This window comes from Sphingomonas aerolata, from assembly GCF_003046295.1.
Taxonomy (GTDB): domain Bacteria; phylum Pseudomonadota; class Alphaproteobacteria; order Sphingomonadales; family Sphingomonadaceae; genus Sphingomonas; species Sphingomonas aerolata.
Window position 1 is genome coordinate 879,573 of record NZ_PZZN01000002.1, and the last position, 12,006, is coordinate 891,578.

Below are 12,006 nucleotides of genomic sequence, written 5' to 3' on the forward strand. Positions count from 1 at the left end.
ACCCGCCGTCAGAGCGGCGCTTCGGGCCCGATCGCCTCGCGCATCCAGCGGTCGAACAGCTGCGGCCAGAGCGAGCCCGGCGAACTCGCGGGCAGCCGCGTGCCGAAGCCGTGGCGCCCACGCCGCAGGATATGCGCCTCGACCGGAATGTCGACGCGGCGCGCGGCGGCGAGCATGTCGAGGCTGTTGGCGACCGGCACCGTGTCGTCATCCTCGGCATGGACCAGGAACAGCGGCGCGTCGCCGCTGCGCAGATTGCGGTCGATCGCATAGCGCGCCTGCATCGCCGGATCGGGATTGGGGCCGAGCAGCTGCGCGCGCGACCCGCCATGGCTGCGCCCCGGATCCATGTTCGACACCGCGTACATCAGCCCCGCAAAGGCCGGCCGCGCCGACAGCCGGTCCGCGGCATCGACCGGGCGATAGACTTCGAGGCCATGATGGATCTCGAGCGACCCGGCGAGATGCCCGCCCGCCGAAAAGCCGAGCACGCCGAGCGTCTCGGGGTTGATCGCATAGCGCCGCGCATTGGCGCGGATCAGCCGCATCGCGCGCTGCACGTCGGACAGTGGCACGTTGGCGCGGTCCGCCCAGCCTTCGCCAGGCAGCCGGTAGCTGAGCACGAACACCGTGATACCGAAGCCGTTCAGCACCCGCGCGACGTCGATCCCCTCGTTGCGCAGCGAGGTGATCGAATAGCCGCCACCGGGGCAGACCAGCACTGCACGGCCATCGGGGCGGGCGGCGCGGAACACGCCGACCTCGGGCTGGACGACACCGCGCATCTGCACGTCGCGGTAGCCGCCCGGGCGTCCGGTGATCATCGGGCGCGGGCGCGGCAGCGGGGTCGGCGCGCCGGCGGGAATGCCGGGCCACAGCGCGAACCGCTCGGCGGGCGGCCAGACCGGATCGCCGGCGAGCCGCGCGCCTCGACTGACGCTCCCGTTCGTCGCGGACTGGCCGGCGGCGTCGGAGAGCAGGGCGGCGGGGGCGATCCCGGCCGCGAGCGGCAGGGCGAGCAAGGTTCGGCGATCGAAGGTCATGGCGCGGTAGCTAGCCGATCCCGATCGCGCAGGGGAAGGGGCGATCGACACGCATCGCCGGCAATGGTCTCGTCAGAATACCGCCATCGCCGCGTGCAGCGTGAGCGCGATCAGCGCGAGGCTCGACAGCAGGAACAGGATGAACCGCGTCTGCACCCGGTTGGTCGTCGCCTGCGCGATGCTGTGCGCGACCCGCAAGCCGACATAGGCCCAGGCGATCCACGCGTTGACCCCGTCGCCGGTATGGCTGAGCGCGAGCACCGCACACACCGCATAGAACAGTGTCGGCTGCTCCATCAGATGGTTGTAGTTATGCGCCTTCCACTGCGCACTGGCGGGCAGCGAGCGATCCGCATCGGCGGCGCGGGTGCCGACGAGCTGGCTGAGGTCGACCCCCGCCGCCTTCATCGCGGGCAGGCGGGTCGCCAGCATCCAGAGCAGCATCACCAGCGTCCAGGCGATCAGCGCGACCATCGGCCGCAGGATTTCGCTGTGGATCAGGTCGTCATGCATGAAAAAGCCTCCCCCGGTTCCCCGGAGGAGGCTGCATCAATCGCGCACCGGGAGCAATCGCAGAATCCTCCCCCTTGCAGGGTAGGATCAGCGCGCCCGCCTCAGGCCTTGTCGAAGCTCGCGCCCCACTTGCGGACCGGACGGTCCTTCCACAGGCCGCGGTGATAGGCGTCCGATGCGAGCAGCGGCATGACCGAACCCGCTTCGGCGAACACCATCTGCTCGATGCCGGTGTTGACCTTGCCCCACGACGCCGCCTCCTGCAGCGTCGACGACGAGCACGCACCGTCGCGCACGTCGGCGACCGTGATCTGCACCGCATATTTGTGGACCTGGACGTCGTCGTGACCGAGGATCTCGGCGCAGACGACGGTGTCCTGGATGAAGTTCTTCGGCACGCCGCCACCGATCATCAGCAGGCCGGTGGTGCCCGCCTTGATCTTGATCTCGGTGAGCTCGCGGAAATCCGCGATCGCGTCGAGGACCATGTAGGGCTTGCCCGCCTTCGCGGCATCGACCTGATGCTTGACCAGACCGAAGCCTGCCGAGCTGTCGACGAACGCCGGGCAGAAGATCGGCACGTCATGCTCATAGGCGAGCTTGACGAGGCTGTTCTCCTTCTTGCCGTGCTCGACCAGATACTTGCCCATCTCGCGGATGAACTCGCGGCTCGAATAGGGGCGGGGTTCCAGCGTCTCGGCGATCTCGAAGATCGTGTGGTCGACGTGCTGGAGCTCTTCCTCGTCGATATAGGTGTCGTAGATCCGGTCGATCATCAGCGAGCGCAGCACGTCGTCGTGCGGCACTTCGAGCGCCTGGTAATGCTTGTGGCCGAGGCCCTCGAAGAAATCCATGTCGACGATCGTCGCGCCGGTCGCGACGATGCCGTCGATCATGTTGTTGCGCAGCAGCTCGGCATAGAGGTCCATGCAACCGCCGGCGCTCGTCGAGCCCGCGATCACGAGGAAGATCGTGCAGTCCTTGTCGGCGAGCATCTGGTTGTAGATGTCGGTCGCACGGCCAAGGTCGCGGCTGGTGAACGACATCTTCTTCATCGCGTCGACGATCGGCCGCGCGTCGAAGCTTGTGATGTCGATATGCTCGACGGTGGTGGACAGGAGCTCAGCCTTGCGCTGCGCGTCGATGCGGGTGTCTTCGGTCATGGTCATCATCCTCAAACGTCGTCATCCCCGCGCAGGCGGGGATCCATAAACTCGGGGGCTAGGTGGAGCCGCGCCGATAGCGTTTATGGATTCCCGCCTGCGCGGGAATGACGGTAGAAATAGTAGGTCGTGGTTACAGCGTGACGACGTTGGACGCGAGGTCCTGGTACCGTTCGTCGTACAGCGAGACCATCGGTTCGTCGGTGACGATCACCGTCTCGTCCGATCCGAACCCGTTGAACGCGGTCCGCATCGCCGAGCCATAGGCGCCGAGCATGCCGATCTCGATATAGTCACCGGCCTGGATGTCGGCGGGCAGCAGGAACGGGCCGGCCATGTGATCCATGTCGTCGCACGTCGGACCATAGAAGCTGAACTCCATGTCCTTGGCACGGCTGTCCGGCTCGCGGAGCAGCTCGACCGGGAAGCGCCAGCCGATATGCGCCGCATCGAACAGCGCACCATACGCGCCGTCGTTGATGTACAGCTCGGTCCCGCGGCGCTTTTCAACGCGCACGATGATCGACGAATATTCCGCGCACAGCGCCCGGCCGGGCTCGCACCACAGCTCGGACGAATAGCTGACGGGCAGCGATTCGAACGCACGGTGGATCGTCTCGAAGAAGCGCTCGAGCGGAGGAGGCTCCATCCCCGGATAGGAGGACGGGAAGCCGCCGCCGACGTCGATCACGTCGACCGTGACCGCTGCCTCGACGATCGCAGCGCGGACACGCTCCATCGCGTTAGAATAGGCTTCGGGCGTCATCGCTTGCGAACCGACATGGAAGCAGATGCCCAGTGCGTCCGCCGCCTGGCGGGCCGCGAACAGCAGCTCCTTGGCTTCATGCGGTGCGGCACCGAACTTCGACGCGAGGCTCAGCTTCGAATGCTCGGACGACACGCGCAGCCGGACGCACAGCGTCAGATCGGTGGCTTCGCGGGTGGCGCGCACGACCTTGTCCAGCTCTTCCAGGCTGTCGAGGCTGAAGGTGCGGACACCGTGCGTGAAATACGCCTCGGCGATCGCTTCCTCGGCTTTGACCGGGTGCATGAAGCACAGGGTCGCCTCAGGCAGCGTCCGCGCGACCAGGCGCACTTCGGCGATCGACGCCACGTCGTAATGCGTGATGCCATTGTCCCACAGGATCTGCAGGAGTTCGGGAGATGGATTCGCCTTCACCGCATACATCGAGCGGCCCGGGAACTTCTCGACGAAGAACCGAGCGGCGCGCGCAGCAGCGTGCGGACGAACGAGCGTGACCGGATTGACCGGGCGCCCCTTAGCGATGTCGATGCCGCCCCCGATGAGGGGAGTGTCGGCGGTCGAATGGGCTTTCGCTAACCCCAGCGCGATATGATGCTTGACCAATTCAAGGGACCTCCAATGTCCTGAGACAAATTACGAAAACACTGCCTTGCGGTTGGAAGTCCCATGGGGCAGCGGAAGCGCGATTTAGGGGCGCACGCCCCCCATGTAAATAGCATCTGCACCACAGGAGACGACGTGTGACGATTTTGCGACAGCCGACACGGGCCGGGGTCCGTGACGCGGCAGAGAAGATCGCGCGCATCCTGCCGCCGACGCCGCTGTTCGTGGCTGAAATCAGGGGAATAGCGGTCGCGTTCAAGGCGGAATCGCTGCAACCGGTCGGCGCGTTCAAGATTCGCGGCGCCTGGCATCGGCTGACCGCGATTCCCGAGGCCACCCGCTCGCGCGGCGTCGTCGCCTTCTCGTCGGGCAATCACGCGCAGGGCGTGGCGTGGGCGGCGCGGCGACTCGGCATCGCCGCGACGATCGTCATGCCGTCGGACGCCCCGCGTACGAAGCGCGACGCGACTTTGGCGCTCGGCGCGGAAGTCGTCGCCTATGACCGCGCGACCGAAAGCCGCGAGGCGATCGCCGCACGCCTCGCCAAGGCGCGCGGCGCGACTTTGGTGCCGAGCTTCGACGATCCGTGGATCATCGAGGGGCAGGGCAGCGCGGGGATCGAGGCGCACGCCCAGATGGCGGCGCTGGGTCTGGGTTCGCCGTCCCGCATCGTCGTCCCGTGTGGTGGCGGCGGGCTTGCGGCGGGGGTCGCGCTCGCGGTCAAGGACGCGGCGATCACGGTGGTCGAACCCGAGGGGTGGGACGACATGCGGCGGTCGCTCGAAGCGTCGTGGATCGAGCCGGTCGGGCCGAACCCGCCGCCGACCGCGTGCGATTCGCTCCAGACGCAGCGCGTGTCGCCGCTGACCTTCGACGTGCTGTCGCGGCGCGATGCGACCGGCGCCGCGGTCAGCGAGGCGGAGACCGCGGCGGCGCAGCGCTGGGCGGCGGAGCGGCTGCGGCTGGTGATCGAACCCGGCGGCGCGGTCGCGCTCGCGGCGCTGCTGGCGGGCAAGGTGCATCCCGAACCCGGGCTGCTCGTCATCCTGTCAGGCGGCAATGTCGACCGCGCCGCCTATGCCGCGGTGCTGGCAGCATGACCGCCGCATTGACCGCCATCGCCGCCGCCGCGCCCGCCATCGCCATGCTCGGCATGTTCGCCTGCCTGATCGGCGGCATCACGCTGATCGTGAAGAACCACGACCGCCGCAAGGGCATACTCATGCTGGTGATGGCCGCAGTCCTGCTGGCCAACGTAGCAATCTGGACCCTGTAAACCCTCTCCCCCCGGGGGAGAGGGAGGGGCCCGCCGCGCAGCGGTGGGAGGGTGAGGGCACGCCGGGGAGAGCAACGCTCGCCCCAGGCACCCCCTCATCCGTCACCGGATCGGCGAATTCGGATCCAGCCGCATGTCGAGATACTTGTCCACCGACCCCATCAGCTCGGGCATCTCATGCTCGAAGAAGTGGTTCGCCTTCGGGATCGTGTCGTGATGGATCGTGATGTGCTTCTGCGTGCGCAGCTTGTCGACCAGCTTCTGCGTCGCCCCCGGCGTCGCGACCTCGTCGCCCTCGCCCTGGATGATGATCCCGCTCGACGGGCAGGGGGCCAGGAACGTGAAGTCGTAGAGGTTCGCCGGCGGCGCGATCGAGATGAAGCCGCGGATTTCGGGTCGGCGCATCAGCAGCTGCATGCCGATCCACGCACCGAAGCTGACGCCCGCGATCCAGGTCGTCTGCGCCTCGGGATGGAAGCTCTGCACCCAGTCGAGCGCGCTCGCCGCATCGGAAAGCTCGCCGACGCCGTTGTCGAACACGCCCTGGCTCTTGCCGACCCCGCGGAAGTTGAACCGCAGCGTCGCAAAGCCGCGCCGCTGGAAGGTCTTGTAGAGCTGCTGCACGATCGCGTTGTTCATCGTGCCGCCCGCAGACGGGTGCGGGTGGAGGATCATCGCAACGGGCGCGCGCGGGCGCGGACCCGGCGCAAAACGACCTTCGAGACGGCCTTCGGGACCGGGAAAAATGACTTCTGGCATGGGCACTCGCGAGCTGGGATACGCACTCGGGTGGAGTGCCGGACGATGCGCGCTATATAGGTAATGCACCCCTTTTCGCAATTGGAACCGACCCTGTCCCGTAACGAACCCCGCATCTACCTTGATCACGCCGCCACGACGCCGATGCGTCCGGAGGCGGTCGCGGCGGTGATGGAGGGCATGGCGCGCTGGGCGAACCCGTCCTCGCCGCATGCCGAGGGGCGCGCGGCACGGGCGGCGCTGGAGGATGCGCGGCGCCGGATCGCGCAGGCGCTCGACTGGCCGCACCACGTGATCCTGACCAGCGGTGCGAGCGAATCCGCAAGCCTCGCGCTGCGCGGCCGGCCGGGCATCGGCGTGGCGGCGGTCGAGCATGACGCGGTCCTTCGCGCCGCGGACCGCCCGGTCATGCTGGATGTCGATGCGGGCGGCATCGTCAGGACCGAAGGGCGGGACTGGACCGCGCTCCAGTCCGCCAACAGCGAAACCGGCGTCCTCCAGCCCGCGACCGCCACCCCGCGCATCGCCGACTGCGCGCAGACCGCCGGCAAGCTCCCGCTCCCGCCCGCGGACATGATCATCGTCTCCGCGCACAAGCTCGGTGGCCCGCCCGGGATCGGCGCGCTGCTCGTCCGCGACCTCGGCCTGCTCGATCCGACCGGTGGGCAGGAGCGCGGCTATCGCGGCGGGACCGAGAATCTCCCCGGCGCGCTCGGCTTCGCCGCCGCACTCGAGGCCCCGCGCGACTGGTTCGCGCCGCTCGCCGACTTGCGCGCCGAACTCGACGCCGCGATCCTCGCACATGGCGGCGAGATCGTCGCGCAGGCCAGCCCCCGCATCCCGACCATCGCCTCCTACCGCATGCCCGGCGTCGGCGCGGCGGCGCAGCTTATCCGCCTCGACATGGCCGGGTTCGCGGTCTCGGCGGGCAGCGCCTGTTCGTCGGGCAGCATGCGGCCGAGCCATGTCCTCGCCGCGATGGGCTATCCCGCCGACGCCGCCGCGCAGGTCGTCCGCGTCAGCTTCGGCTGGACCACCACCGCCGACGACGTCGCGCGCTTCGCCGAGGCCTGGACGCGCATCGCCCGCGACATCAGGGCGGCGGCATGAGCTATCTCGACTATCAGGCGACCACACCGCTCGCGCCCGAGGCGCTGGCCGCGATGCTCCCCTGGCTCGAATCGCAGCACGCCAACCCGCATTCGCCCCACCGCGAAGGCCGCCGCGCGAAAGCCGCGGTCGAACTGGCGCGCGATCAGGTCGCGGCGCTGCTTCCCCCCGGCGGTGGCGTCGCCTTCACCAGCGGCGCGACCGAGGCGCTCAACTGGGCGATCAAGGGCACGACCGGCCCGATCACGACGCTCGCCACCGAACACGCCGCCGTCCTCGACACCGCCGCGGCGGAAGCGGCGCGCGGCCGCGACGTCACGATCCTCCCCGCCGGCGCAGACGGGATCGTCGACAGCGTCCCCTCCCGCGCAGGCCTCGTCGCCGCGATGCTCGTCAACAACGAGATCGGCGTGATCCAGCCGATCGCCGCGCTCGCCGACGCCGCCCACGCCGCCGGCGCGCTGCTGCTCTGCGACGCGGTGCAAGGCTATGGCCGGGTCGCGATCCCCGACACCGTCGACCTGATCGCGATCTCCGCGCATAAGATTCACGGCCCCAAGGGCATCGGCGCACTGTGGATCCGCGACGGCGTCACGCTCGCCCCGCTGCTGCACGGCGGCGGGCAGGAGGCACCCGGCCGTTCGGGCACGCTGTCGCCCGCACTATGCGCCGGCTTCGGCGTCGCCGCGCAGCTAATGGCCGACCGCAAGGATCAGGACGCCGCGCATGTCGAGCGCCTCTGGGCGCTCGCCCGCGACCGGCTCGGCCCCGGCTGGACGATCAACGGCGCCACCGATCCGCGCTATCACGGCAATCTCAACATTCGCCGCGAGGGGCTCGATGTGAACCGGCTGATGTCCGACCTGCGCGACATCGCCTTTTCCGCGGGCTCCGCCTGTGCGAGCGGGTCGGGGCGGTCGAGCCATGTGCTCCGCGCGATCGGGCTGAGCGAGACCCAGGCGCGGTCGAGCATCCGCCTCGGCTTCGGCCGCTACACCACCGAAACAGAGCTCGCCGACGCGATCGACCCGATCGCGGCCGCGGCGGAAGGGCAATGGCCATGATCGTCCGCTTCCCATGATCGTCCACTTCATCGCCCGCGACGGCAGCATGCGCAGCGTCGCCGCCACCCCCGGCGACCGGCTGCTCGACGCCGCGCAGGCGGACGGCCAGCCGCTCGAGGGCACGTGCGAGGGCCAGCTTGCCTGCGCGACCTGCCATGTCATCGTCGACGCCGCCGATGTCGCCCGGTTGCCGCCGGCGAGCGCGGACGAGGAGGACATGCTCGATCTCGCCCCCGGCGCGACCCGGACCAGCCGGCTCGCCTGCCAGATCCGCCTGACCGAGGCGCTCGACGGACTGACGGTGCGCATCCCCGGCTGACCGACCAAGCGAACCTTACAGAATGACAACGGCCGGTTCAGCGTCGAGCCACGGCGGTTCGGCGATCAAGCCTCCACCGCCCCAGTATACGGGGCATTGATACAGCCCCGCTGCCCGGGGCTCGAGTGGAGTAGCTCTCATGAGGATCATCGCTTTCTTCGCCGCTGGCGCCCTGGCCGCCGGTACCCTGGTCGCAGCGGCCCCCGCGGACGCACAGCGTTACGGCTGGGACGGGCCGCGCGGCGGCGGGCATCATGACCGCGGCTGGCATGGCCCGCGCCATCGCTATGACGGCTATCGGGATGGCGGTTACCGGGGCGGCTACCGGGGCGGGTACCGGGATGGATATCGCGGCGGCTATCGCGGGCACCACGGCGGCTATCGCGCGCATTACGGCTATGGCGGGCCGCGTGGCTATGGCCGCTCGCGCGTCGTGTGCCGGATCCAGCGCGGCTATTACGGCCCGGTTCGCCGCTGTTTCCGTCGTTGATACGGAACCGTAATGAGGCGGAGCGAGTTTGCTAACATAGGTTATGGGATTCACGCGAATCCAGACCGCTCAGGAGACTTTCCATGAAGTTGTTTACCCTCGCCGCCGCCGGTCTCGTTGCGCTCACCGGCCTCGCGCCCGTCGGCTTTGCCGCCGAGGCATCCGCACAGCGCACCGTCGTCCATGAGCGGACCGTCGTCCGTCACAACGACAACCGCCCTGGCGTCCGTCATCGTACGCGCACGCGTCAGGTCTGCCGCAACGTGGTCCGCAACCATCATCGCCAGCGCGTCTGCCGCACGGTTCGCGTCAACCGCTAAGAACGGGCCTTCCCCCGGGTCAGGCCGTAAAGCGGCTTGATCATCCCGTCCGACCCCGCCATATGCGCAGCGGGAGTCGGGCGGACGGGGTCGTCGCCAACTTGGTCAGATCCGGAAGGAAGCAGCCACAACGATTTCGCCCCGGGTCGTCCCGGCTCCCACCGCGAACATTTGTAAGCAAATGTGAGCGCGGCCAGCGGCGCACAGCGCCGACTGACGACACGGCGTCGCCGTGGCGCCTCTACCTCGCTACCAAACCCCTGATCCCAAACAGCTTTCACAAAGACGTTCCCGAAACGTTCCATTTCGCTGTAAATCTGCCCGCGTTTGTGGTACGCCGCACCATGGCCCAGATCGCTCCCAGTTCCGGCCCACGATACGCCATCCCGAACGGCCGCACCCCGACCTCGGGCTGCACCGCAACGACGCTTAGTGTCGACCCGACGCCCAATGTTGAATCGCGCTATCGTCTCAACATTCGCAACATTCGCGGTCCCGGCCATGCCCTTCGACACCGGACCCGACAGCCGCTATGACGACCGCAATGTCAGATTCCTTCGACCTGGGCGAACCGCCGCAGCCGGCTGCTAAGGCGGATGTCGCGTACCGTGTGCTCGCGCGCAAATATCGTCCGCAGACCTTTTCCGAGCTCATCGGGCAGGACGCGATGGTCCAGACGCTCGGCAACGCGATCAAGCGCGACCGGCTGGCGCATGCCTTTTTGATGACCGGAGTGCGCGGGGTCGGCAAGACGTCGACCGCGCGCCTGATCGCCAAGGCGCTCAACTGTATCGGTCCGGACGGGCAGGGCGGTCCGACGATCGACCCGTGCGGCGTCTGCGAACCCTGCCGCGCGATCGCCGAGGGCCGCCATATCGACGTGATCGAGATGGACGCCGCCAGCCATACCGGCGTCGACGACGTCCGCGAGATCATTGACGCGTCGCGCTATTCGGCGGTTACCGCGCGCTTCAAGATCTACATCATCGACGAAGTCCACATGCTGTCGAAGAACGCGTTCAACGCGCTTCTGAAGACGCTGGAGGAACCGCCCGCGCATGTGAAGTTCCTGTTCGCGACGACCGAAGTGAACAAGGTGCCGGTGACGGTCCTGTCGCGCTGCCAGCGCTTCGACCTGCGCCGCATCTCGGCGGAACAGCTCGCCAAGCACTTTGCCTGGGTGTCGACCGAGGAAGGCGTCGTCGCCGAGCCCGAGGCGCTGATGCTGATCGCGCGTGCCGCGGAAGGGTCCGCGCGCGACGGCCTGTCGATCCTCGACCAGGCGATCGCGCATGCCGGGCTCGAAGGTGGCGGCGTCACCGCGGACGCGGTGCGGCAGATGCTGGGCCTGTCCGACCGCGGCGCGGTGCGCGACCTGCTCGGACTGATCCTGGCGGGTGACGGGGCAGGGGCGCTCGCCTCGCTGCGGCGGCAATATGACTATGGCGTCGATCCGCTGTCGGTGCTCCGGTCACTGCTCGAAACCGTCCACGGCATCACGCTGACCAAGGTCGGGACGCCGGCCGACGCCGCACAGCCCGCGGAGGAGCGCGCCGCGCGCGAGGAGTGGGCAGCCAACCTGTCCTACCCCGCGCTGCATCGCCTCTGGCAGCTGTTCCTCAAGGGCCATGACGAGGTCGCCAAGGCGGTCCTGCCGATCGAGGCGGCGGAAATGGCGCTGCTGCGGACGATCTACGCCTCGACGCTGCCCGATCCGGGCGAACTCGCGCGGCAGCTCGCCGGCAGTCCGGCACCCGCTGCGCCCGCCGCCGCGTCGACACAGGCGCCCGCGCCGGCTCCGGCGTCCTCTGGCGAGGCGCCGCCCTGGGCCGGTGCGGGGGCGTCCGCTCCGCCGGCACCCGTCGACACCGGTCCGATCCTGCCGCCGACCTTCGCGGCTCTGGTCGATCTGCTCGACGATTCGGGCGGATTGGCGATCGCCGCGCGGCTGCGTCACGGCGCGCGGATCGTTTCCTATGCGCCGCCCGAATTCGCGCTCAGCGGCAGCCGGCCGGTCTCGGCCGACACGCTGGCCGAGCTCGGCACGCTGCTGAAGTCGGTCACGCGGACTGCCTGGAAGGTGTCGATCGTCGACGCGCCGGGCGAACCGACGCTGCGCGAGGCGCAGGACGCCGCCGACGAGGCGGTGAAGCAGGCCATTCTCGAATCCCCCATCATGAAGGCCGCGGTGGCAGCGTTTCCCGACGCCAAGCTCGAATCGTGGCCGGGTCAAAGGAGCAACGCATGAAGAATATCGACGAAATCCTCGCCATGGCGCAGAACGTCCAGACCGAGCTCGAAAAGGCGCAGGCCAATCTCGACACGATCGAGGTCGAGGGCGCGTCGGGCGGCGGGCTGGTCAAGGTCAAGGCGTCCGCCAAGGGCCGGATCATCGGCATCGCGATCGACGATTCGCTGATGCAGGTCGGCGAGAAGCAGATGCTCGAGGATCTGCTGACCGCCGCGTTCAACGATGCCCGTGCCAAGGCGGATGCGGTGTCGGGTACCGAAATGTCCAAGATGACCAGCGGCCTGCAGCTCCCGCCGGGCTTCAAGCTGCCGTTCTGATCTGCCGGGTGC

At 68.6% G+C, this 12,006-nt stretch carries 14 protein-coding genes and 1 other RNA gene; 10 read left to right on the top strand and 5 right to left on the bottom strand.

All coding sequences use genetic code 11. The features are described 5' to 3' along the window. Positions 1 to 8: 8 nt before the first annotated feature. The 4 genes from C8J24_RS11495 to C8J24_RS11510 all read right to left on the bottom strand — a co-directional run bounded on the left by C8J24_RS11495 (position 9) and on the right by C8J24_RS11510 (position 4,088). Positions 9 to 1,043, bottom strand: a complete 1,035-nt coding sequence (locus C8J24_RS11495) for an alpha/beta hydrolase (RefSeq protein ID WP_107932424.1) — start codon at positions 1,041 to 1,043, stop codon at positions 9 to 11. 72 nt (positions 1,044 to 1,115) lie between these two features. Continuing rightward, the gene (locus tag C8J24_RS11500; RefSeq protein WP_031396468.1) at positions 1,116 to 1,541 is read right to left on the bottom strand and encodes an MAPEG family protein; all 426 of its coding nucleotides are present in this window, start codon (positions 1,539 to 1,541) and stop codon (positions 1,116 to 1,118) included. A gap of 116 nt (positions 1,542 to 1,657) precedes the next feature. Next, entirely contained in the window at positions 1,658 to 2,719 is a 1,062-nt protein-coding gene (locus tag C8J24_RS11505) for a 1,9-bis(guanidino)-5-aza-nonane synthase (protein WP_031396469.1), read from the bottom strand. A 133-nt stretch (positions 2,720 to 2,852) separates the two neighbouring features. After that, positions 2,853 to 4,088, bottom strand: a complete 1,236-nt coding sequence (locus tag C8J24_RS11510) for a type III PLP-dependent enzyme (protein WP_031440749.1) — start codon at positions 4,086 to 4,088, stop codon at positions 2,853 to 2,855. Positions 4,089 to 4,225: 137 nt separating this feature from the next. On the opposite strand from C8J24_RS11510, the gene C8J24_RS11515 reads away from it, so the two are divergent. Together C8J24_RS11515 and C8J24_RS11520 are read left to right on the top strand one after the other, a co-directional pair. Next, positions 4,226 to 5,188: a threonine ammonia-lyase gene (locus tag C8J24_RS11515; RefSeq protein ID WP_107932426.1), complete on the top strand. Its 963-nt coding sequence runs from the start codon at positions 4,226 to 4,228 to the stop codon at positions 5,186 to 5,188. Beyond that, positions 5,185 to 5,364 (top strand): hypothetical protein, encoded by a 180-nt coding sequence (locus C8J24_RS11520; protein ID WP_056405521.1) that lies wholly within the window; start codon positions 5,185 to 5,187, stop codon positions 5,362 to 5,364. The genes C8J24_RS11515 and C8J24_RS11520 overlap by 4 nt, the downstream gene beginning before the upstream one ends. A gap of 102 nt (positions 5,365 to 5,466) precedes the next feature. Here C8J24_RS11520 and C8J24_RS11525 read toward each other — a convergent pair whose 3' ends face one another. Continuing rightward, positions 5,467 to 6,123 carry an alpha/beta hydrolase gene (locus tag C8J24_RS11525; RefSeq protein WP_031395613.1) on the bottom strand — a complete coding sequence of 219 codons (657 nt, stop codon included), beginning with the start codon at positions 6,121 to 6,123 and terminating at the stop codon, positions 5,467 to 5,469. A gap of 144 nt (positions 6,124 to 6,267) precedes the next feature. On the opposite strand from C8J24_RS11525, the gene C8J24_RS11530 reads away from it, so the two are divergent. The 8 genes from C8J24_RS11530 to C8J24_RS11565 all read left to right on the top strand — a co-directional run bounded on the left by C8J24_RS11530 (position 6,268) and on the right by C8J24_RS11565 (position 11,994). After that, a complete protein-coding gene (locus C8J24_RS11530; RefSeq protein WP_244180640.1) occupies positions 6,268 to 7,233 on the top strand; it encodes a cysteine desulfurase family protein in 966 nt (321 codons plus the stop codon). Then, positions 7,230 to 8,297: a cysteine desulfurase family protein gene (locus C8J24_RS11535; RefSeq protein WP_107932430.1), complete on the top strand. Its 1,068-nt coding sequence runs from the start codon at positions 7,230 to 7,232 to the stop codon at positions 8,295 to 8,297. Before C8J24_RS11530 ends, C8J24_RS11535 begins: the two co-directional genes overlap by 4 nt. Positions 8,298 to 8,310: 13 nt before the next feature. Further along, on the top strand, positions 8,311 to 8,616 hold the full coding sequence (locus tag C8J24_RS11540; protein ID WP_031441521.1) for a 2Fe-2S iron-sulfur cluster-binding protein: 306 nt from the start codon (positions 8,311 to 8,313) through the stop codon (positions 8,614 to 8,616). Positions 8,617 to 8,755: 139 nt separating this feature from the next. Next, the gene (locus C8J24_RS17715; protein ID WP_052380984.1) at positions 8,756 to 9,106 is read left to right on the top strand and encodes a hypothetical protein; all 351 of its coding nucleotides are present in this window, start codon (positions 8,756 to 8,758) and stop codon (positions 9,104 to 9,106) included. 83 nt (positions 9,107 to 9,189) lie between these two features. Continuing rightward, complete coding sequence (locus C8J24_RS11550; protein WP_031441523.1) at positions 9,190 to 9,426, top strand: hypothetical protein; 237 nt, start codon at positions 9,190 to 9,192, stop codon at positions 9,424 to 9,426. Positions 9,427 to 9,496: 70 nt separating this feature from the next. Further along, positions 9,497 to 9,590: signal recognition particle sRNA small type (ffs, locus tag C8J24_RS11555), an RNA gene on the top strand. A 380-nt stretch (positions 9,591 to 9,970) separates the two neighbouring features. Beyond that, entirely contained in the window at positions 9,971 to 11,674 is a 1,704-nt protein-coding gene (locus C8J24_RS11560) for a DNA polymerase III subunit gamma/tau (protein ID WP_107932855.1), read from the top strand. Continuing rightward, complete coding sequence (locus tag C8J24_RS11565) at positions 11,671 to 11,994, top strand: YbaB/EbfC family nucleoid-associated protein (protein ID WP_031395321.1); 324 nt, start codon at positions 11,671 to 11,673, stop codon at positions 11,992 to 11,994. Before C8J24_RS11560 ends, C8J24_RS11565 begins: the two co-directional genes overlap by 4 nt. Positions 11,995 to 12,006: the final 12 nt, after the last annotated feature.

Bases quoted from the DNA above. Each gene is read 5' to 3' on its own strand.
- C8J24_RS11495 (WP_107932424.1), bottom strand. From the start codon at position 1,043: ATGACCTTCGATCGCCGAACCTTGCTCGCCCTGCCGCTCGCGGCCGGG.
- C8J24_RS11505 (WP_031396469.1), bottom strand. From the start codon at position 2,719: ATGACCGAAGACACCCGCATCGACGCGCAGCGCAAGGCTGAGCTCCTG.
- C8J24_RS11520 (WP_056405521.1), top strand. From the start codon at position 5,185: ATGACCGCCGCATTGACCGCCATCGCCGCCGCCGCGCCCGCCATCGCC.
- C8J24_RS11525 (WP_031395613.1), bottom strand. From the start codon at position 6,123: ATGCCAGAAGTCATTTTTCCCGGTCCCGAAGGCCGTCTCGAAGGTCGT.
- C8J24_RS11530 (WP_244180640.1), top strand. From the start codon at position 6,268: ATGCGTCCGGAGGCGGTCGCGGCGGTGATGGAGGGCATGGCGCGCTGG.
- C8J24_RS11535 (WP_107932430.1), top strand. From the start codon at position 7,230: ATGAGCTATCTCGACTATCAGGCGACCACACCGCTCGCGCCCGAGGCG.
- C8J24_RS11540 (WP_031441521.1), top strand. From the start codon at position 8,311: ATGATCGTCCACTTCATCGCCCGCGACGGCAGCATGCGCAGCGTCGCC.
- C8J24_RS17715 (WP_052380984.1), top strand. From the start codon at position 8,756: ATGAGGATCATCGCTTTCTTCGCCGCTGGCGCCCTGGCCGCCGGTACC.
- C8J24_RS11550 (WP_031441523.1), top strand. From the start codon at position 9,190: ATGAAGTTGTTTACCCTCGCCGCCGCCGGTCTCGTTGCGCTCACCGGC.
- C8J24_RS11560 (WP_107932855.1), top strand. From the start codon at position 9,971: ATGTCAGATTCCTTCGACCTGGGCGAACCGCCGCAGCCGGCTGCTAAG.
- C8J24_RS11565 (WP_031395321.1), top strand. From the start codon at position 11,671: ATGAAGAATATCGACGAAATCCTCGCCATGGCGCAGAACGTCCAGACC.